At 72.8% G+C, this 19699-nt stretch carries 22 protein-coding genes; 10 read left to right on the forward strand and 12 right to left on the reverse strand.

What is annotated here, in order from left to right; genetic code table 11:
* Positions 1–217: 217 nt before the first annotated feature.
* Positions 218–706 (forward strand): SitI3 family protein, encoded by a 489-nt coding sequence (locus ACFY4B_RS22780; RefSeq protein WP_387970351.1) that lies wholly within the window; start codon positions 218–220, stop codon positions 704–706.
* Positions 707–816: 110 nt separating this feature from the next.
* Here ACFY4B_RS22780 and ACFY4B_RS22785 read toward each other — a convergent pair whose 3' ends face one another.
* From ACFY4B_RS22785 to ACFY4B_RS22810, 6 genes are all read right to left on the reverse strand, one after another.
* Positions 817–1224, reverse strand: coding sequence for a hypothetical protein (locus ACFY4B_RS22785; protein WP_375873093.1), 408 nt, complete (start codon positions 1222–1224; stop codon positions 817–819).
* Between the two features lie 279 nt (positions 1225–1503).
* Positions 1504–2181, reverse strand: coding sequence for a response regulator (locus ACFY4B_RS22790; protein ID WP_387970354.1), 678 nt, complete (start codon positions 2179–2181; stop codon positions 1504–1506).
* Positions 2178–3452: a sensor histidine kinase gene (locus ACFY4B_RS22795; RefSeq protein ID WP_375873146.1), complete on the reverse strand. Its 1275-nt coding sequence runs from the start codon at positions 3450–3452 to the stop codon at positions 2178–2180. Before ACFY4B_RS22795 ends, ACFY4B_RS22790 begins: the two co-directional genes overlap by 4 nt.
* A 120-nt stretch (positions 3453–3572) precedes the next feature.
* On the reverse strand, positions 3573–4421 hold the full coding sequence (locus ACFY4B_RS22800) for an ABC transporter permease (protein ID WP_117485935.1): 849 nt from the start codon (positions 4419–4421) through the stop codon (positions 3573–3575).
* A complete protein-coding gene (locus tag ACFY4B_RS22805) occupies positions 4418–5362 on the reverse strand; it encodes an ABC transporter ATP-binding protein (RefSeq protein WP_387970358.1) in 945 nt (314 codons plus the stop codon). The genes ACFY4B_RS22800 and ACFY4B_RS22805 overlap by 4 nt, the downstream gene beginning before the upstream one ends.
* A gap of 186 nt (positions 5363–5548) precedes the next feature.
* Complete coding sequence (locus ACFY4B_RS22810; RefSeq protein WP_387970361.1) at positions 5549–6886, reverse strand: cryptochrome/photolyase family protein; 1338 nt, start codon at positions 6884–6886, stop codon at positions 5549–5551.
* Positions 6887–7043: 157 nt separating this feature from the next.
* Between ACFY4B_RS22810 and ACFY4B_RS22815 the strand changes: the two genes are divergently transcribed.
* Positions 7044–8027: an aldo/keto reductase gene (locus ACFY4B_RS22815; RefSeq protein ID WP_117485927.1), complete on the forward strand. Its 984-nt coding sequence runs from the start codon at positions 7044–7046 to the stop codon at positions 8025–8027.
* 39 nt (positions 8028–8066) lie between these two features.
* On the opposite strand, the gene ACFY4B_RS22820 is transcribed toward ACFY4B_RS22815, so the two are convergent.
* Together ACFY4B_RS22820 and ACFY4B_RS22825 are read right to left on the reverse strand one after the other, a co-directional pair.
* Complete coding sequence (locus ACFY4B_RS22820) at positions 8067–8777, reverse strand: DedA family protein (protein ID WP_387970364.1); 711 nt, start codon at positions 8775–8777, stop codon at positions 8067–8069.
* 136 nt (positions 8778–8913) lie between these two features.
* Positions 8914–10143: a saccharopine dehydrogenase family protein gene (locus ACFY4B_RS22825; RefSeq protein ID WP_387970367.1), complete on the reverse strand. Its 1230-nt coding sequence runs from the start codon at positions 10141–10143 to the stop codon at positions 8914–8916.
* Between the two features lie 84 nt (positions 10144–10227).
* On the opposite strand from ACFY4B_RS22825, the gene ACFY4B_RS22830 reads away from it, so the two are divergent.
* From ACFY4B_RS22830 to ACFY4B_RS22840, 3 genes are read left to right on the forward strand one after another with little or no spacing between them, the layout of a single operon-like run.
* Complete coding sequence (locus ACFY4B_RS22830; RefSeq protein ID WP_387970370.1) at positions 10228–11853, forward strand: flavin-containing monooxygenase; 1626 nt, start codon at positions 10228–10230, stop codon at positions 11851–11853.
* Entirely contained in the window at positions 11850–12428 is a 579-nt protein-coding gene (locus ACFY4B_RS22835) for a hypothetical protein (protein ID WP_387970373.1), read from the forward strand. The genes ACFY4B_RS22830 and ACFY4B_RS22835 overlap by 4 nt, the downstream gene beginning before the upstream one ends.
* Before the next feature lie 57 nt (positions 12429–12485).
* Positions 12486–13709, forward strand: coding sequence for a GNAT family N-acetyltransferase (locus tag ACFY4B_RS22840; protein ID WP_387970376.1), 1224 nt, complete (start codon positions 12486–12488; stop codon positions 13707–13709).
* Positions 13710–14006: 297 nt separating this feature from the next.
* On the opposite strand, the gene ACFY4B_RS22845 is transcribed toward ACFY4B_RS22840, so the two are convergent.
* The gene (locus tag ACFY4B_RS22845) at positions 14007–15413 is read right to left on the reverse strand and encodes a hydrolytic protein (RefSeq protein WP_387970378.1); all 1407 of its coding nucleotides are present in this window, start codon (positions 15411–15413) and stop codon (positions 14007–14009) included.
* A gap of 215 nt (positions 15414–15628) precedes the next feature.
* Between ACFY4B_RS22845 and ACFY4B_RS22850 the strand changes: the two genes are divergently transcribed.
* Positions 15629–16366, forward strand: coding sequence for a response regulator transcription factor (locus ACFY4B_RS22850; RefSeq protein WP_387970381.1), 738 nt, complete (start codon positions 15629–15631; stop codon positions 16364–16366).
* A 55-nt stretch (positions 16367–16421) separates the two neighbouring features.
* Here ACFY4B_RS22850 and ACFY4B_RS22855 read toward each other — a convergent pair whose 3' ends face one another.
* From ACFY4B_RS22855 to ACFY4B_RS22865, 3 genes are read right to left on the reverse strand one after another with little or no spacing between them, the layout of a single operon-like run.
* On the reverse strand, positions 16422–16787 hold the full coding sequence (locus tag ACFY4B_RS22855) for a VOC family protein (RefSeq protein ID WP_387970384.1): 366 nt from the start codon (positions 16785–16787) through the stop codon (positions 16422–16424).
* 25 nt (positions 16788–16812) lie between these two features.
* Positions 16813–17034 carry a DUF397 domain-containing protein gene (locus ACFY4B_RS22860; RefSeq protein ID WP_387970386.1) on the reverse strand — a complete coding sequence of 74 codons (222 nt, stop codon included), beginning with the start codon at positions 17032–17034 and terminating at the stop codon, positions 16813–16815.
* Entirely contained in the window at positions 17031–17894 is an 864-nt protein-coding gene (locus ACFY4B_RS22865) for a helix-turn-helix transcriptional regulator (protein ID WP_074002712.1), read from the reverse strand. Before ACFY4B_RS22865 ends, ACFY4B_RS22860 begins: the two co-directional genes overlap by 4 nt.
* 295 nt (positions 17895–18189) lie before the next feature.
* Here ACFY4B_RS22865 and ACFY4B_RS22870 point away from each other — a divergent pair, with 295 nt between their 5' ends.
* Genes ACFY4B_RS22870 through ACFY4B_RS22885 form a run of 4 tightly spaced genes read left to right on the forward strand, consistent with a single transcriptional unit; the run spans position 18190 to position 19560 of the window.
* A complete protein-coding gene (locus ACFY4B_RS22870; RefSeq protein WP_387825295.1) occupies positions 18190–18558 on the forward strand; it encodes an ATP-binding protein in 369 nt (122 codons plus the stop codon).
* Positions 18555–18818, forward strand: a complete 264-nt coding sequence (locus ACFY4B_RS22875) for a hypothetical protein (RefSeq protein WP_117485911.1) — start codon at positions 18555–18557, stop codon at positions 18816–18818. Before ACFY4B_RS22870 ends, ACFY4B_RS22875 begins: the two co-directional genes overlap by 4 nt.
* Positions 18806–18961, forward strand: a complete 156-nt coding sequence (locus ACFY4B_RS22880) for a hypothetical protein (RefSeq protein ID WP_387970388.1) — start codon at positions 18806–18808, stop codon at positions 18959–18961. The genes ACFY4B_RS22875 and ACFY4B_RS22880 overlap by 13 nt, the downstream gene beginning before the upstream one ends.
* A 14-nt stretch (positions 18962–18975) precedes the next feature.
* A complete protein-coding gene (locus ACFY4B_RS22885; protein WP_387970391.1) occupies positions 18976–19560 on the forward strand; it encodes a hypothetical protein in 585 nt (194 codons plus the stop codon).
* Positions 19561–19699: the final 139 nt, after the last annotated feature.

Raw genomic sequence — 19699 nt, forward strand, 5'->3', positions numbered from 1 at the left:
CAACCCCCCCCCGGGGGGGCCCGCTGGGGGGGCCCCGCCCCCCGGGGGTGATGGGCCATACCCCCCCCTCACTGTGGGTACGTGCGGGGGTGTGCCCCGCGGGGCAACCCCCACGTCACACCGCTGTCCTGTGTCCGGGGCGGGCGCGACCATCACGGTGATCGACATGTGCGGCAAGGTGGTTTCCCTCAGCCTGGAGAAAGAGGGAGGGACGGAGATGGCGATCTCCTACAGCCTCGACCTGGTGACCACGTGGACCACGGCCGAGGTCGCCCGGAGCCTCACCGACGCCGCCCGGCCGATGCGGCTCTTCGACGCCACCGCAAGCGTCGACACCCTGCTCGGAGACGGCGCGCTCACCGAGCACGGCACCTGGATCCGGGTGACCCCTTGCAGGCCCACTCCCTGGGGGGACCCGCGGATCGGCGGCCGCGTCTTCACCCCGACCGTCTCGGTCGCGTTCCGGCTGGGCAAGCACACCGACATCCCCGGCCAGCAGGACGACATGACCCGCCTGACCGACGGCCTCCTCGCGCAGGTACCCGGCGACGCGGTCCTGCACCTCGACTACGAGGACGTCTGGCTGGTGCGCCAGGACGGCGAGTTGGTCCTCAACGAGCGCTCCGACCTCTGGCCGCCGAACCGCCTCGCCGCCCTCCCGAGGACCTACCGCCGCCGGACGCACGAGTTCACCGACTGGGACTGAACCCCGTGGAACTGACGGAGTGCTTCCAGCCTCGGTTGTCCGGTCTCCATACGGCCCGGCCGCTGCCTGATGAACTCGGCAGGTCGGGGCCCGCCTGAACTTCGCTGTCGCTACTTGGGGGCGGTGAAGGAGTAGGTGGCGGTGCCCTTGAACGCCTTCCCGTTGTCGAGCTTGCCGAGTTCGAACTCGAACGTACCTCCCCGCAGTCCGTCGAACGTGGCCCTGTAGCCCTCGTGGCACAGGATGGTCTCGTGGCCGAGGTCCGTGTTGATTCCATCGGTTCGGCGCAGTGTGACGGTCATGTCCGACTTGGGGTGGTCGCAGCTCTTCACAGTGAAGTGGATGTTGCCGTCGCCGGCCTCGAACTCCGGGGTGATCCACAGGTGCTCGTACTCGAAACTGACCGTTCGGCTTGCCGCGTAGGCCTGTGAGGCCTGGGTGACGGCGAGGACCGCGGCACAGCCTGCGGCCGCCGCGATGCGTGCCAGGTGTCGCATCCCGAAACGAGAGCGGTTCATATGGCCTCCCTGTCAGCGTGTACAGCTCCTGGGCTCATCGTCTCGGAGAGGGGCCGCACCGGATATCGCACATGCGGGTGAAGGTGGGCAGTCCGGCGTTGACCGGAGCCCGGTCGGCGGGAGCGATTGCGGATCGAGGGAGGGGCCCTGAACGAGCGAAGACCGTCTCCACCCCAGCGGGCCGCCATCGCGGTGCCGTGGGGCGGATATCACGCCCGGCCCGGTTCTCCGGGCCGGGCTTCGGCGCGCGCGGCAGGGGCGGCCGGGGCCGGGCGGCCGTCAGGCGGGCGGGTTGGGGCGGGTGAGGCCGCGGTCGTAGGCGAAGATCACGGCCTGGACGCGGTCGCGGGCGCCGATCTTGGCCATCACGCGGCTGACGTGGGTCTTGACGGTCGACTCGGCGAGCACGAGGCGGCTCGCGATCTCGTTGTTGCTCCAGCCCTGGGCGACGGCGACGAGGATCTCGCGCTCGCGGTCGGTGAGGGCGTTCAGCCGGCTGTCCTCGACGGGGGCGGCGCCCGGCGGCCGGGTCGGCAGGTGGTGGGCGTACGCGTCGAGGAGGCGCCGGGTGATGGCGGGGGCGACGACGGCGTCGCCGACCGCGACGGCGCGGATCCCGGAGAGCAGCTCCTCGGGGCGGGCGTCCTTGAGGAGGAAGCCGCTGGCGCCGGCCCGCAGGGCGGAGTGGGCGTACTCGTCGAGGTCGAAGGTGGTCAGCACGAGGACGCGGGAGCGGCCGCCGGTGGCGACGATCCGGCGGGTGGCCTCGATGCCGTCCATGCCGGGCATGCGGATGTCCATCAGGACGACGTCGGGCCGCAGGTCGGCGGTGAGCCGGACGGCCTCGGCGCCGTGGGCGGCCTCGCCGACGACCTCGGTGTCGGGTTGGCTCTCCAGCAGCATGCGAAAGCCGTACCGCTGCAAGGGCTGGTCGTCCACGATGAGGAGGGTGGTCACGCGGGGCCGCCTGTCGGGTCGGGGGTGAGGTCGAGTACGGCCTCCACGGTCCATCCTGCCCCGGGCCCGGGGCCCGCCGTGACGGTGCCGCCGTACAGGGCCGCGCGTTCCCGTATGCCGGCGAGGCCGTGGCCCTCGCGGGGCGGCCGGCCGGGGGCGGACGGCGGGGGGCCGTCGGGCGGGCCGCTGTCCCGTACGCGCACCCGCAGCCGGTCGTCCTCGGAGGTGAGGGTGACGTGGGCCCGGGTGCCGGGGCCGGCGTGCTTCAGGGTGTTGGTGAGCGACTCCTGGACGATGCGGTAGGCCATCAGCTGGACCCCGCGGTCGAGGGCGTCGAGGTCCCCGGCGGCCGTGTACACCACCTGGGGGCCGGCCGCGCGGATGCGGGCGCACAGCCCGTCGACGTCGGCGATGCCCGGCTGCGGGGTGAGTTCGGCGTCCTCGCCCTGGTCGCGCAGGACGCCGAGCATCCGCCGCAGCTCGCCGAGCGCCTGGCGGCTGGTGTCGCCGATCAGCAGCAGCGCCTCGCGTCCGCGTTCGGGGGAGGCCTCGGCCGCGTAGGCGCCGCCGTCGGCGAGGGTGACGATGACGGACAGGTTGTGGCCGATGATGTCGTGCATCTCCCGGGCGACCCTGGTGCGCTCGGTGACGGCGGCCAGCCGGCTGCGCTGGTCGCGCTCGATCTCCAGCCGGGCCGCGCGTTCCCGCAGCCCGGCGAGCTGGGCGCGGCGGATCCGTACCGCGATGCCGAGGGCGACGGCCGCCGTCGCGGCGCTGAACAGGAAGAACAGCGCGTCGCCGACGGGCAGCCCGGAGGACACCTCCGCGGCGACCAGGGTGCTCGCCGCGGCCATGGCCGCGCACGCCCAGGCCAGGTGCCGCAGGCTCCCGTGCAGGGCCAGGCTGTAGAGGGCGACGAGCAGGGCGGCGTCGGCCCGCAGTGCCGCGCCCGTGGACCACTGGACGACGAAGACGGTCATGATGGCCGCGAACGCCGCCGTCGGGCGCCGCCGGCGCCACAGCAGGGGCAGGACGAGGCCCGCCTGGAGGGCGAGGGTCGCGGCCAGGGGCAGCCGGGTGAAGTGGATCCGGTGCTCGCGCGCGTGGTCGACGTCGCCGTGGAGGAGGTCCGGCAGGCCGAACATCAGGAGGACCATGACGACCACGGCGGTGTCCAGGACCCACGGGTCGGAGCGGTCGGCCTGCCGGATCCGCTGGCCCAGGCGGGCCAGGCGCGCGAAGGCCGGGTGGGAGGGGAGCGGGTCGGGCACGGGCGGCGGCGCGGACGGGACCGGTCCCCGGGTGTCGAGGTGGCTCACGGTCGTCACCTGTCGTACGAGGGAGGGGCGGGGCTGCGGCACCCGGAGGACCGGGTGCCGCAGCGGAGTCTCTCAGACGTCGCTGCGCACGAGTCGCACCGCTGCGCCGGCCAGGGCGAGCACCGTCCACAGGAGGAAGACCGCCAGCCCGGCGGCGGGCGACAGGGTGGTCGAGTCGTGGTGCAGGGCGAACATCGCCTCGCCCGCGTGGCTGGGCAGGTACGGGCTGATGTGGCTCTGCCAGGACGTGGGGAGCAGCGAGACGAGGCCGGGGACCAGCATCAGGGTGGCCACCAGGACGGAGATGCCGCCGGCCACGGAGCGCAGCAGCGCGCCCAGGGCGACGCCGATCACGCCGACGAGGGCGAGGTAGAGGCCCGCGCCGAGCAGTCCGCGGACGGCGCCGGCGCTGGAGAGGTCCATCGCCACGCGGGTGCCGGACAGGATGCCGCTGTCGGTGAGGAAGGCGACGAACACGCCGACGGTGCCGAGCAGCAGGGCGATCACGCCGTACACGGCCGCCTTGGACCAGAGGACCGGCAGGCGGCGCGGCACGGCGGCGAGGGTGGAGCGGATCATGCCGGTCGAGTACTCGCCGGCGGCGATCAGCACGCCGAGGACGCCGAGCGCGAGCTGGGCGAAGTTGGTGCCGAACAGGGACAGGCTCAGGGCGGTGGCGTCGGAGAAGTCCCGGTCCAGGTGCCGGCCGGAGTCGAGCCTGGACTTGAACTGGACGGCGGCGATCAGGCCGAACGCGACCAGGAACAGCAGGGCCAGGCCGAGGGTGATCCAGGTGGAGCGCAGGGACCACAGCTTGGCCCACTCCGAGCGCAGCACGCGCGCGGCGGTGACCTTGTAGACGGGGCGCTCGGGCCCGGGGCCGGCGGGCGTGGCGGTCTGGCTCGGTGCGAGGGTGCTCATGCCGCGCTCCTCGGGGTCTCGACAGTGGCGGTGGTGGTGGCGCCGTGGTACTCGACGGCGTCCCGGGTGAGGTCCATGAACGCCTGCTCCAGGGAGACCGTGCGGGTGGCGAGTTCGAACAGGGCGATGCCGTGCGAGGCGGCGGTCAGGCCGATCTCGCGGGCGGTGCGGCCGGTGACGAGGAGTTCCTCGGAGCCGGAGCGGCCGGAGATCTCCACGCCGGGGCCGGCGAGCAGGGTGCGCAGCCGGGCCGGGTCGGCGCTGGCCACCGTGACGGCGTCGCCGCCGGCCTCGCGGACCAGGTCCTGGACGGTGGTGTCGGCCAGCAGGCGGCCCCGTCCGACGATGATCAGGTGGTCGGCGACGAGGGCGACCTCGCTCATCAGGTGGGAGGAGACGAAGACGGTGCGGCCCTCGGCGGCGAGCGAGGTGAGGAGGTTGCGGATCCACAGGACGCCCTCGGGGTCGAGCCCGTTGACCGGCTCGTCGAGCATCACCGTCGCCGGGTCGCCCAGCAGGGCGGCGGCGATCCCCAGCCGTTGGCCCATGCCGAGCGAGAACGCCCCGGCCCGCTTCCGCGCCACCGACCGCAGGCCGGTCAGCTCGATCACCTCGTCGACGCGGCGGCGCGGGATGCCGTGGGTGTGGGCCTGCGCCATCAGGTGGTTGAACGCCGAGCGGCCGGGGTGGATCGACCTGGCCTCCAGCAGTGCGCCGACCTCCTGGAGCGGAGCGGCGTGCTCGGCGTAGCGGCGGCCGTTGACGCGGACCGAGCCGCCGGTCGGCGCGTCCAGTCCGACGATCATCCGCATGGTGGTGGACTTGCCCGCCCCGTTGGGCCCGAGGAAGCCGGTGACCGTACCCGGCCGGACCGTGAAGTCCAGCCGATCGACGGCGGTCTTCTCCCCGTACCGCTTCGTCAGCTGGTGCGCCTCGATCATCGCTCACCCTCAACGTTCGTGGGCCGGGTCGTCCCGGCCGCCGGTACCTTCCACGCTAGGTTCGACGGCGCGGCGATCCGTGGTACCCGGGGCCGATCATCGCCGGGGCCGTAGTACCGGGGTACCGTGCGCCCGTCCGCCTCCTGGCTCAGCCCAGGCCCTCGCGCTCGGTCCGGGCTATGAAACTCAGTCCAGGCCCCGCCCCCGGCGGAACCGCTCGGTGAGGGCGTCCGGGGCGATGAGCGGCGCCGGGTAGTCGGCGTCGTGCAGCCAGGGGCGGTGGACGGCCGGGCCGGGCAGGTGGGCGAGCTCGGGGACCCAGCGGCGGACGTACGCGCCGTCCGGGTCGTAGCGGTCGGCCTGGCGCAGCGGGTTGAGCACCCGGTTGGGGCGGGTGTCGGTGCCGGTGCCGGCGACCCACTGCCAGTTGAGCTGGTTGTCGGCCACGTCCCCGTCGACCAGCAGCGACAGGAAGTGGGCGGCCCCGATCCGCCAGTCCAGGTACAGGGACTTGGCGAGGAAGCCCGCGGTCAGCAGGCGGGCCCGGTTGTGCATCCAGCCCTCCTCGGCGAGCTGGCGCATCCCGGCGTCGATGATCGGGTAGCCGGTGCGGCCCTGCCGCCAGGCTTCGGCCTCGCGCTCGTCCCGGTGCCAGTGGTCGTCCCTGTCCCGGTAGTCGCGGTGGGCGGCGTCCGGGCGGGCGGCGAGCACCTGGTGGTGGAAGTCCCGCCAGGCGAGCTGCCGGACGAAGGCCTGCGCGCCCTCGCCGTCGTGCCGCAGGGCGCGCTCGACGAGTTCGGTGGCGGACAGGCAGCCGAAGTGCAGGTACGGGGAGAGCCGGGAGGTGGCGTCGGCGGCGAGGTCGTCGTGCACCCGCGCGTACGCGTCGACGTCCCAGCGCCGCCACCGCCGCCGGGCCGCCGTCTCGCCGCCGGGCGGCAGCGCGGGCGAGAGCGGCCCGGTGGGCTGGAGGCGCTCGCCGCCGATGCCGTCCGGGGTGTCGAGCGTCCGGGGCGCGCCCAGCACCGTGCGGTGGGGCGTCTGCTGCCAGGCGCGGTGGTACGGGGTGAAGACCGCGTAGTGGTCCCGGCCGGCCGGGGTGATCCGGCCCGCCGGGACGACCGTCAGCGAGGCGTCGTGGACGTGCAGGCGGTCGCCGAAGACCTCGCGCAGCCGTTCCTCCCGTCGGTGCGCGAAGGCGCTGACGCCCGCGGCGACGTGGACGGTGGCGGCACCGGCCTCGGCACCGGTCTCGGCCTCGGCCGCGACCCTGGCCGCCTGCTCGGCGGGCTCGCCGCGCCGCACGACCAGCCGGGAGCCGATCCGGCGCAGCGAGGCGTCCAGGTCGGCGAGGCAGTCGGCCAGGAACGCCAGCCGGTTGGGCGCGGCGAAGCCGGCGCCCTCGACGGCGGGGTCCAGGACGAACAGCGGGACGACCCGGTCGGCCGCGGCGCGGGCGGCGTGCAGCACGGGGTTGTCGTGCAGCCGGAGGTCCTGGGTGAACAGGGCGATCGATACGGTCACGGGTGGGCCTCGCAGGTGGTGCCGACGTCGGTGTCCCCAGCTTTCCACCCGGACGTCCGGAGCCGTCGGCGGTGCGACGCGGTGTGCCTGCGGTGCCGCGTAGTGCGCCGGAGTGCGGCGTGGTGCGCTGGGGTCGCCGCGTGAGAGGCTCGCCCCCATGGAACAGCGCGTACTCGGCCGGACCGGCCGTCCCGTCTCGATCGTCGGACTCGGCACCTGGCAGCTCGGTGCGGACTGGGGGGATGTCCGGGAGGAGGACGCCCTCGCCGTGCTGGAGGCCTCGGTGGAGGCCGGTGTCACCCTCTTCGACACCGCCGACGTCTACGGCGACGGCCGCAGCGAGCGGCTGATCGGCCGCTTCCTGAAGGACCGCCCGGACGCCGGGGTGTTCGTCGCCACCAAGTTCGGCCGCCGGGTCGAGCAGCGGCCCGAGCACTACAACCTCGCCAACTTCCGTGCGTGGGCCGACCGTTCGCGGGACAACCTGGGGGTGGACCGGCTCGACCTGGTGCAGCTGCACTGCCCGCCGACGCCGGTCTACTCCTCGGACGAGGTGTTCGACGCCCTGGACACCCTGGTGGCGGAGGAGCGGATCGCCTCGTACGGGGTGAGCGTGGAGACCTGTGCGGAGGCGCTGACCGCGATCGCGCGCCCGAACGTCGCGAGCGTGCAGATCATCCTGAACGCGTTCCGGCTCAAGCCGTTGGAGCAGGTGCTGCCCGCCGCCGAGGCGGCCGGGGTGGGCATCCTCGCCCGCGTGCCGCTGGCCTCGGGGCTGCTGTCCGGCCGGTACGACGAGCACACCGTCTTCGCGGCGGACGACCACCGCACGTACAACCGCCACGGCGAGTCCTTCGACCAGGGGGAGACCTTCTCCGGGGTGGACTTCGCGACGGGCGTCGAGGCGGCGGCGGAGTTCGCCGCGTTCGCGCCCGAGGGGGTGAGCTCGGCGCAGGCGGCGCTGCGCTGGGTCACCCAGCAGCCGGGGGTGACGACGGTGATCCCCGGGGCGCGCAACGTGGCGCAGGCCCGGGCCAACGCGGCGGCGGCCGACTCGGCGCCGCTCCCGCCGGCCACCCTGGCCGCCGTGCGCGAGCTGTACGACCGGCGGATCCGGGCGCAGGTGCACGGCCGCTGGTGACCGGAAGCGGCGGCGGGCGCCGGTGAGGGGGCGGCGGCGTCAGGGCCGCCCGCCCCGCTGCCCGCTGTCCCGTCGCTCCTGCTCCCGCCGCTCCCCGTCCCGCTGCTCTCCGTCCCGTTGGGCCCGGGCCGGGGTGCGGTCGCCCTCCCCGGACCCGCGTCGGCGCAGGAACCACCAGACGGCGAGGGAGACGACGACGAACGCGCCGATCACCAGGGCGAGGACCCGGCCGACGGTGCCCTCGACCCGGGCGTAGGCGGCTCCGGCGAAGTAGCCGAGCAGGGTGAACCCGACGCCCCAGAGGACCCCGCCGAGGGCGTTGAACAGGACGAAGCGGCGGTAGGGCATCCGGGACATGCCGGCCAGGGTGGGCACCATGGCGCGGAAGAAGGCGACGAACCGGCCGAAGAAGACGGCGGCCGGCCCGCGCCGGCGGATCAGCTCCTGCGCCTGGTCGACCCGGTTGGCGTGGCGCCGCATCGGGCGGGTGTCGAGGATCCTCGGGCCGAGGTGGCGGCCGATCTCGTAGCCGGCGGTGTCGCCGAGGACGGCCGCGCAGACCACGGCCAGGACGAGCCAGCCGACCGGGGCCCTGCCCTGGTGGGCGAGGAACCCGCCGAGGACGGCGGCGGTCTCGCCGGGGAGGAAGAAGCTGAAGAAGAGGGCGTCCTCGGCGAACACGAGGGCCGCGACGACCACGCACACGACCGGGCCGGACAGGCCGCTCAGCCAGTCGGTGATCGAGTGCATCGGCCACCCCGCTCGGGATCGGCGCCCCTCTCCGCTCCAATGTAGTGCCTGCCGCCCGTCGGGGGCGCGGGGCGAGGTCGGCCGTCATGGCCGCCCCGATCCGGACCGGGGCGGCCGCGGGTGCGGTGGACGAGTCTCACGGGGCCGGGGTCACGTCGATGACCACGCCGTCGCGGGGGCCGTCGTCGCCGGGAAGGTCGGGCACGTGGCGTGCCAGGTCGAGGAAGAAGCGGTCGGCGTCGATGGCCGTCTCCGGCGGGTGGACGCCGGGGCGGCCACCGGTGCCGTCCAGCAGTTGCGCGAGCCCCAGCGCCAGGGGCAGGCCGGTCGCCTCCGCCATGTCGTCGATCAGCGCCGAGGCTCCGGGCGTGTCGGCGAGCCGGGCCAGGACGGTGACGCGGCGGCCGTCGCGGGTGCCCGTGGCGGCGGCGAAGAACGGTGGCAGTGAGCCGGGTCCCTTGCGGGTCATGGCACCCGCGGTGGCCCGCAGCGCGCGGCCCACCGTGGGTTTGGCGAGTGCGGCCGCCGCGGTCTCGTTGGTGAGTCTTCCGGCGTCGATGTCGCGGCGCAGGACGTCGAGGTAGGCGAGTGTGCCGGGGGTGACGACCATGAGGTTGGCGGCCTCGCCGGCCGGTCGGAAGCTGCGGTGCAGGGTGACCGGCTCGGGGTGGCCGACGGTGTAGGCCGTGCCGGTGCGTCCGGCGGACACGGAGAGCGCGACCGGCTGGAGCGGCCGCCGGTGGACGAGCCGTCCGCCGCTGACCATCGCGACCTTCCCGCTGATCTGCTCCATCCAGTGCACGGCGGCCGCGCTGGGGCGCCCGTCGGGGTCGCTGAGCTGCTCGTCGTCCCCACCGCTGCCGGAGACGTCGACGGGCCAGGCGGTGTACAGGTCCTGGACCTGGTCCAGGTGCCGGACGGCACGTGTGGCCAGCAGATTGCTGACACCGGGGCTGGCGCCCATGCCCACCACGGCACGGACCCCGGCGGCCCGGGCCTCCTCGTCCAGGCCGAGCATCCGCAGGGTCGGCTCCCAGTCGTCGCAGATGTCCAGGTAGTGGGTGCCGGTCGCGATCGCGGCCCGCAGCACGGTCAGGCCGAAGCGGTAGTACGGGCCGACGGTGTTGAGGACGGCGTCCGCGCCCTCCAGGGCGGCGTGCAGGGCGGGGCCGTCGGTGACGTCCACCGTCAGCGCCCGCATCGGCGCGCCACCCGTGCCGCCCTCGTCGAGCCGGCGCACCAGCGTCCGGGCCGCCTCCGGGTTCCGGTCGGCCACGACGATCTCGGTGACGCCGGTGAGTCCGGCGGCCACGCGTACCGCCACGGCGCCCATCGCTCCGGGGCCTCCGAGAGCCAGAATCCTCATTCGCCACTCCATCTATCGTAAGAGTTACGATCGTTATGTCTACGATAGCATTCAGTTCGAACAGTCTTCGGCCGGAGGGGAACCATGACCGACCCGCACACCACGAGCCCGGCCCCGCGCGAAGCGGCCGGCGCCTCACCCGGACACGTGTCCGTCGTCATCGTCGGCGCGGGATTCGCGGGCCTCGGCACGGCCATCCGGCTGCTGCGGGAGGGCCACCGCGACCTGCTGGTCCTGGAGCGGGCCGACGAGGTCGGCGGCACCTGGCGGGACAACGCCTATCCCGGCTGCGCCTGTGACGTGCCCTCGCGCCTGTACTCGTTCTCGTTCGCACCCAACCCCGCCTGGAGCAGGCGCTTCGCGCCCCAGGAGGAGATCGACCGGTACCTGAAGCACTGCGTCGGCCGGTACGGCCTGGCGCCCCACCTGCGGCTCGGCTGCGAACTGCGGCGCGCCACCTGGGACGCCGAGCGGCTGCGCTGGGAGCTGGACACCAGCACCGGACCGCTCAGCGCCGGGCTGCTGGTGATGGCCCAAGGGCCCCTCTCGGAGCCGGCCGTCCCCGCGCTGCCCGGTCTGGCCGGCTTCACCGGAGAGGCGTTCCACTCCGCCGGGTGGCGGCACGACCTGGACCTGTCGGCCAAGCGGGTGGGCGTGATCGGCACCGGCGCGAGCGCCGTCCAGTTCGTCCCCCACCTGCAGCGCACGGCCCGGCAGGTGACCGTCTTCCAGCGCACTCCGTCATGGATCGCCCCGCGCCGGGACCGGCCGGTACCGGCGTGGCAGCACCGCCTGTTCCAGCTGTCCCCGACGGCGCAGCGACTGGCGCGGGGCTGGGAGTACCTGGCACGGGAGGCGACGCTGCCGGCCCTGCTCGGCAACCGCGCCATGTCCGAGCTGGGGCGCCGGGAGGCCCTGGCCCACCTGCACCGCCAGGTCGAGGACCCCGAGCTGAGGTCCAAGCTGACCCCGGACTACGCGCTGGGCTGCAAGCGGGTCCTGCTCTCCGACGACTACTACCCGGCACTGGTGCAACCCAACGTCCGCGTCGTCACCGACCCGATCGCGAGCATCGGACCGGACACGGTCCTCACCACCCCGCGCGGAGGCACTCCGGCCGCGTCCGCCGGCACCGCATCCGCCGGCACCGCGCATCCGGTGGACGTCCTGGTCTTCGGGACCGGATTCCGGGTCACCGACGCCTCCTACGCGAAGCACGTCATCGGTGGTGACGGACGGTCCCTGGACGAGGTCTGGCAGGGCAGCCCGCAGGCACACCTCGGCACGACCGTCGCGGGATTCCCCAACCTGTTCCTGATGGCGGGACCCAACACGGGCGTGGGACACACCAGCCTCATCCACATGATCGAGTCGCAGATCAACTACCTCCTCAGCACCCTGCGGCTGATGCGGAGCCGCGGTCTGGGCTCCGTGGACGTGCGCGCGGAGGCGCAGCACGCGTACAACGCCGAACTGGAGGAGCGGATGGCCCCCACGGTCTGGGCCGCGGGCGGCTGTTCCGGCTGGTACCAGGACCGCACGGGCCGTGTCACCACCATCTGGCCCGCGTCGACCTGGCGGTTCCGCCGTCGGACCCGGGCCATCGACCCGGACGAGTACGTCCTGACGGCGCCGCGCGTCGCCCCGGACCGGTCCGGCTCCGACGGGCCCGTCCGCGCGGGCGCCGGTGAAGCGCAGCCGGGGTCATGACGGGTTCGCACCGCCGCCGGGCGAACGGCTGCGCCCGCGGCCACCGGAGACTCCTGTCCTGGGAGACGTCGGTGGCCGCGCCCCGTACCCCCGCCGCCCGGCTCGTCGCCTTCGAGGCGTCGAGCACCCTGCTCTTCGCGGTGCCGATGCTGGTGGTCACCACGTCAGGCCGGCCCAGCGTGCCCGAATGGGCCCAGTTGCTGGGGCTCGCCCTGCTCCTCACGATGATCGCGGCGCTGGTGCACACGTGTCGGCTGACCACCGCCGAGGGGCTGCGGCTGGTCACCGGTGGGGCCGCCGGGCAGGGCGAGCGGGCGGCCGGGCGGCTGCGCCAACAGGCCGGAGCGGAGCGGCGGTTGGCGTGGCTGCTGGTCCTGTATCCGGCGGTGCTGGCGGTCTTGCTGCCCGTCCCCGACACCTGGGTGCGTTTCTGGTTCTGGTCCACGGTGCTGCTCGGCCTGTCCGCGATGCTCTCGCTCGGCTCGCTGCTGCGCGGCGCGGGCCACCCGGACCGCCGGCACGGAGGACCTCCGACGACTCCTAATTCGGTTGACCCGGTCGCGCGGCCGCGCTGAACTTCGGGGGGCGCCAAACGAAGTGGCGTCGGCAACACGGGGAGGCAGCAGCACCACATGGAGATCCGTTCCACGACCGACCAGGACCTCGACGCGTTCGTCGCCACCTTCCACACCGCGCTGGGGCGCTTCTCGGACACCCCCGGCGCGGACGGCGGCGGGGTCTGGTGGGCCGCGACCGAGATGGACCGCAACCTGCTCGCCGTGACGGCGGACGGGCGGCCCGTCGGCACCGCCGGTGCGTACACCTTCGAACTCACCCTGCCCGGGCAGGTCGTCGTCCCGACCTCCGGAGTGACGGCCGTCGGCGTCCTGCCCACCCACCGGCGCCAGGGCGTGCTCACCGCGATGATGCGGCACCAGCTCGCCGAGCTGCGGGGCCGGGGGGAGTTCCTGTCGGTGCTGCTGGCCTCCGAGGCCGGGATCTACGGCCGGTTCGGCTACGGCCCGGCGACGTACACCCAGCGGCTGACGGTGCAGCGCCACCAGGCCGCCTTCGCCGCGCCCCGGGCGGTGCGCCTGGCGGCCGGGGCTCAGGCGGGCGGCTCGGTCGAGCTGTTCAAGCGGGCCGACTGCGGGCGGATCATCGAGGAGGTCTACGACCGCTACCGCCGCGCCCAGCCCGGCGCGCTGTCCCGGCCGCGCCGCTGGTGGGAGCTGGGCGCGGGCCAGGTGCCGACCGCCCCGACGGTGCGCCACGTCGCCGTCCACCGCGGCGCCGACGGAACGCCGGACGGGTACGCCAGCTACTCGATGGACGGGGACACCCTGACGGTCGACGAGACCATCGCCGTCGACGACGCCGGCTACACCGACCTCGCCCGGTTCGTGCTCGGCCACGACCTGGCCGCCCAGGTCGTACTCAAGCACGTCCCGGCGGAGCACCCGCTGCGCTGGCAGCTGGAGGACTTCCGCGCCGTCCAGCCGGGCGGCGAGACCGACTGGCTCTGGGTACGGCTGCTGGACGTCCCGCGCGCGCTGACCTCGCGCGGCTGGTTCACGGACGGCGAGCTCGTCCTGGACGTCGACGACCCGTTCCTCGGCGAGCACCACCGCCACCTGCTGACCGTCCGGGACGGGAAGGCCGAGTGCGTCCCGACCGACCGGGAGCCGGACCTCTCCCTGGACATCCGGGACTTGGGCGCGGTCTACCTCGGCGGCACCGCCCCGAGCGCGCTCGTCCGGGCCGGGCACGTCCTGGCCCACCGCCCCGGCGCGGCCGCCCTCGCCGACGCCCTGTTCCGCGCCGAGCGCACGCCGCACTGCCTGCACTGGTTCTGATCCGGCGGCCGCCACCCGCGACAGACACCGAACGCCGGTCCCCGCCCTGGTTGGGCGGGGACCGGCGTTCGGCTTTTCCGGGTCGGGCATCCCGAACCGCCCGTGGGGGCGTACCGGTTGCCCTCAGGGACCAGGCCGGTTGCCCTCAGGGGCAGATCACAGCAGGTTACGGGCGGGTCGGTTTGGTTCGGACGGGTGCACGATGCAACAGTGTCCGTCGGGTATTGACATGGTCACGAGACGTGAGGGGGACGTGGGGGAGGAGCGGGAATTCGGAGACGAACGGCCTGGAAACGCTCAGTTTCCTTGCCGGATGTCGCTCAGGGTCCCGCTGACGTTGAGGAGTTCGTGGCACGTGGGCGCCTGCTTGCCCGAGGCCGGGGTGCCCGGCACCTCGCAGGTCACGTTCGCGGTCACGGCCTGGTCCTCGGGGACCTGGAGGGGAGTCACCCAGTGGTAGTCCTGGTTGCGGAAGGTCTCCAAGGCGATCGTGGTGATGGTCGTGTTGCCGGCCATGATGGTCACCAGCCCCTGGTCGCCCTGGAAGTTGGCGACCACGAGGTCGGTGATGTCGAAGACCTTGCCGTGCGGCACCTGGTAACTGCCGGTCTTGGCGGTTCCGGTCTCGGTCACGACGTCGATCGCGGCAGAGCTCTGCCGGCCGGTCCCCGGCACCGCCAGGCCGCCCGGACCGCCCTGGCTGCCCGGGCCGGTGGTCGGCTTCCCGGCGCCCGGCTTGGTCTGGCCGCCCGGGGTGCTCCCGGTACCGGGGCTGCCCGGTGTGTCACCGGCCGGAACGCCGGCGGGCGGGGCCGGGGTGGCGATCTGCTGGGCGACGGCCTTCTCGGCCGCCTGCTTCGCGGAGCTGCGCACCGCCGGACGGACCAGGGCGAACCAGGCCAGCAGCAGCGCGATCAGCGCCGCCAGCAGCGCGAGCAGCCACTTCGGGAAGATCGGCAGCTGGAGGAACTCGCCGTCCAGCAGCGGCTTCTGGACGGGCGGCTGCGCGGCGCCCGGTGCGGCCTCCGGCGCCTTCTCCTCCTTCGCGTCCTTCCCGTCCCTGCCGGGCTTGCCGTCCTTCGCGTCCTTGCCGTCCGCCCGCTCCTCCGGGCCCACCGTCACCTCGAACGGCCAGGTCGCCTGCTTGCCGAACCAGATCAGCTTGCGGGTGCGCGCCTGCACCCGCACCTCCCCGGACTCGCCGGGCTCCAGCCGCAGCTTCTCCGGCGTGACCCGGAACCGCAGGTCCTCACCGGCCTGTCCCGGAGTGAACGTCACACCGGTCGGCGCGTTGCCGAGGTTGCGCACCGAGGCCCGGTAGCGCCCGCGCAGCCAGCCGCGGCGACGGCGCGGGGCCAGCGCGGCCTGAAGCTCCTGGAACGGCGTCACGGTGACCGTGGCCTCCGGCACCGTCACCAGGTCGGGGCGCTCGACCGGCAGCACCCGGATGCCGAGCGGGAACTCGCCGGCCCGGGTGGCGGGGGAGCGGGGCGGGGCCAGCCGGACCGTCACGGTCTCGGACGTCCCCGGGTACAGCGAGACCCGGGCCGGCTCCACCTTCGTCCAGCCGGCACAGTCGCCGACCACCTCGAACGTGTAAGCCTCGACGATGTCGAGGTCGTTGCGGACCGTCAGGGTCGTGGTGGCCACGCCACCGGGGGCCACCGTGAGTGCTGGCAGGCCGAGTTCGGCGGATGTGGTCATAGCGTGACGGTAGGGCCGTACCGCGCCGGAGAAGAGGGCCGTACGGGCAAGCTGGGGGCCACACCCCTTGCCCGTACGGACCGACCGGAGACCCCGCCCGGTCCCGTCGCGGGCCCGGCCCGGCTCCACGTGACCCGCCCCCAAGCCCCCGGCCGGCACCGCCCCGCGGCGCCCGGCCGTCACCCTCGCAGGCACTTGCAGAATGGAGCAGTTCGATGACGTCGACCGATACAACCCGTGAGGAAGCCGTCACAGCCCGCCGCGCCACGGTGGCACCGAAGCCCGCCGGCGCCGCCGTCCCGCGCGTACCCGCCCAACTCCGCGGCAGGCCCAGCCAGGTGCGGGTGGCGGTCTACGCGGAGGACCTCATCCTGCAGACCGGCGTGGTCCAACAGCTGCGCCAGCGGCCCGAGGTCGTCCTGCTGAACGAGAGCGAGGCCGGGCAGGCCGAGGTCTCCCTGCTGGTGGTCGACGCGCTGACGGAGACGGTGACCGAACACCTGCGGCGGCTGCGACTCGCCACCACCGGCCGGATAGGCCTGGTGGTGGGGCACTTCGAGGCCGGCGGGCTGCAGACCATCGTGGAGAACGGGGTCGCCGCCGTGCTGCGCCGCTCGGAGGCCGACCAGGACCGGCTGGTGAACCTCATCACCGCGCTGGCCAACGGGGAGGGCGTGATGCCCGGCGACCTGCTCGGCGAACTGCTCGACCGGATCGGCATCCTCCAGCGCACCATGCTCGACGGGCGCGGCCTGACCCTCTCGACGTTAACTGCACGGGAGGCGGAGATGCTGAAGCTGGTGGCGGAGGGCTTCGACACCAGCGAGATCGCCGCCAAGACGTCGTACTCGGAGCGCACGGTGAAGAACGTGCTGCACGAGATCATCACCCGCCTCGGCCTCCGCAACCGGGCCCACGCGGTGGGCTACGCCATGCGGCGCGGGCTGATCTAGCGGCAATGACGGTGCCCCGCCCGGGTGGGCGGGGCACCGCGTGGAGCGGAGGAGTTCACGCGGGGGACATGACCTCGTAGAGGTTCCCGGCTTCGTCGGTGAAGTACAGCCCGCGAGGGCACAACGGGTGGTCGATCCGGCCGTTGCCGGGTTCGCGGGGATCGTCGCCGTAGGGCACCTCGGCCTCGCGGAGCCGGGCGAGGATCCCGTCGAAGGAGGCCGGGTCCACGTCGAAGGCCAGATGATGGCCGACCGGGTCCTCGACGGTCATGAAGTCCAGGGTGAGGGAGTCGTTGACCCGCACCGGCGCGAAGTGCCGGTCGGCGCCCTGGTAGTCGAGGCCCATGACGGAGGCGAAGAAGAGGGCTGCCGCCTCGTTGTCGACGGCCGGAACGATGGTGTGGTTCAGGGATATGGGCATGTGAGCCTGCTTCTCTATTCGGTGATCAGAGCAGCCCGAAGTCGAACTCACCGGTGGCGACGGCGGCGATGAAGGAGGAGTGGGCCGCGCGGTCGAAGGCCAGGGCGGGGCCGGAGGGGTTCTTCGAGTCACGGATGTAGGAGACCGGCTCACCCAGGGCGAACTCGACGCAGTTCGTGGACTCGTTGCTGTGTGATGACTTGCGCCAGACTGCGGCGATGGTGGCTGCGTTCGGGATGAACGTCATGTGAGCTTGTCTCTCTGTTCGATGATCAGGGCGAGGGAGTCGTCGAGGCCCAGAGCATCCGCTCGGATGGCGTCGAACTTCGCCGAGTACAGCGCCACATCGGCGGCGTCCTCGACCCAGAGGTCGTTCAACGCGCCCTCCACGAGGACGACGTCGAGATCCTGCCGTTGCGGAAATCCGAGGATGGAGAAGGCACCGCCCATGCCATGGTGCGCAGGTGCACCAATGGGCATCACCTGGATCTTGACGTTGGGCTGGCTTGCTCTGTCGGCGATCCTGGCGAGTTGCTCAGCCATGACCTTCGGCCCGCCGACTCCGGACCGGATTGCGGCTTCGTTTATCACTGCCCACAGCGCGAGCGGTTCGGCTCGGGTCAGCGCGCTCTGGCGTGCCATGCGGACATCGACGAGTGCCTCGACGTTGACTCCAGGGCGGAGAGTGAGCTTCCTGATGATCTCGCGCGCGTAGGCGGGAGTCTGAAGAAGACCTGGGATGAAGAAGCCTTCGTAGGAGCGCATCGATGAGGCGCTTGCCTCCAACGAGATGAGGTTGCCAAGCGGCTCCCCGATGTCAGCGCTGTAGCTTTGCCACCACATTCCGCGCTGTGCGCCGCGCTTGGCCAGATCCACGAGCGCGTTGATCAACTCGTGGTCCTCGCACCGGTAGAGGGCGAGGAGTCGCTTGACGTCATCGACCTTGGTGGCACCCCGGCCGTTCTCAAGGCGGGACAGCTTCGGCTGGCTCATCCCGCTCAGCGCTTCGGTGACTTCCTCATGTGAGAGGCCGGCTTCCTCTCTCCGGCGGCGGAGTTCGGCCCCGAGTTGCCTCCGCCGAACCGTCGGACCTGTTGCTCCGCCCATCCCCGCCCTCTCTGAGCCTCAGTGGACCAGTTTGCCTTCCCGGCGGGCACGTTCGCCACCGGCTATGGCCACTGTAGGGGCCCTGCTGGGCGTTCGATTTGAATATATCCAAAACATCATGACGAGTTGCCAAACACAGACGCCTGGCCCCATGCTGTGTGTGACGGGCTGCACACTGACAGCAATTGCTGGATGCTTCATCGTGTGCACACGTCGCGATCATGCTCCGGGTCGACTCTCCTGACTGATCATCGGTCGCTCGGAGTCATCTCTCGACTCCCATGGAGGTTCCTTCGTGTCTCCCCTTGGACTCCCCCCTGACTGGTCGGCCGCGCGCGAAGAGTTGCGCGAGCTCACGGCGCGCGCCGGGTGGGACGCCGACCTGGTCGCCGATGCCGAGGTCGCGCTCCTCGAACTGTTCGTCAACGCCTGGCGCCACGGCGGCAGTGCGGCGCCGCTCGTCGTCATCGCGCTGATCGACCACGTGCTCCGGGTCTCCGTCAGCGACGGGAACCCCATCGCCCCGATCCAGCGCGACGGTTCCGACCTCCTCGCGGTCTCCGGCCGGGGCCTGCGCCTCGTCCGCTCCCTCACCGACCGGTTCGGTACGGAGCCCCGGAAGTCCGGCAAGTCCTGCTGGTTCGAGCTGGACGCCGCCGCGTGACCGCCGACCACCGCCGCCCGACCGGGCCGGCCGACGCGATCATGCGCACCTACACCGAGCCGGAGGTCGCCTCCCTGCTCGACGAACTCCACGAGCGGGGCCGCAAGTTCGGCCTCCTCTGGCCCGGTGCGGCCACGGACCACGTGGGGGTCGACGGCCGCGTCTCGGTCCGCTTCGGCATGGCTCCCGCCAGTACCGTTCTCAACCTCCTCGCGATCCTCCGGCACTACGAGAGGACCGAAGCCCCGTGCGACTCCTGATCGGCCTCGTCCTCCCGCTCCTCCTGCTCCTCGCCATCGCCGTCGTCGGCCTCGGCGCGGTCGCCGTCCTGCGGATGCCCCACCGCCCGGATGAACGCGCCGCAACTCCCAGCCCAGGCCGAGACCGCCAACCGGTGGCCTGAAGCCCCACTCGCCCATGCCGCCCGGCCGGACCCGCCGGGCGGCGTGGGCGTACGCACAGGAAGTCGGCCCGGCCGACTTCCTGCGCATGGTGCTGCTCGGGCCGAACTCGGAATGCCGGTCGTCCAGTTGTCGTGGGGCCCAGCCGGTAGGTTCTCGGATCCTGTGCCAGTTCCTGACCATGCTGGGCGGGGGAGGGGCATCGCCTTTCTATGGCCTGCTGCCTTTGCAGTCATGTCGGCTCTTCACGATGGACCCCCACGGGGAGCCCGGCCGCCCTCGGGGGTTCACGTTCGCCGGCGGCCCGTCTCACCGAAGTGATCTGTTCCTGCACATCATCGAGGCGGGGTGCTCCGACCTGGTGCTTCTCGGCATCACAGGTCCCCTGGCGGGCCGGGTCGTCACCGGAAACGCTGACGGCTTCTGGGGCCCCAACGTCTCGTCGGCCACGGACTTCCTGGCCTGGTACGAACGCTGGCTCGACCACATGCTCGCCGGGCGCGACAACCGCAACCTGGAACTGACCTCACCCGCCCTGAGGGCGCCGGTCGACCGCATCGAGAGGCGGCACCGCGATCGCGAGGATCTGTCACAACTGTGAGGATCCGAAGCTGCGCCATCCGGCCGAGACCGGGGGCGGAGTCACAGGTCGCATGGTTGCCCGTATGACACGGAGGCCGAGAACCTTCACAACCATGACGGCCGGGCCGGGCCGGGTCGCGACCGTACGGACCGGAGGG

This window comes from Kitasatospora sp. NPDC001261 (assembly GCF_042896795.1).
Taxonomy (GTDB): Bacteria; Actinomycetota; Actinomycetes; order Streptomycetales; family Streptomycetaceae; genus Kitasatospora.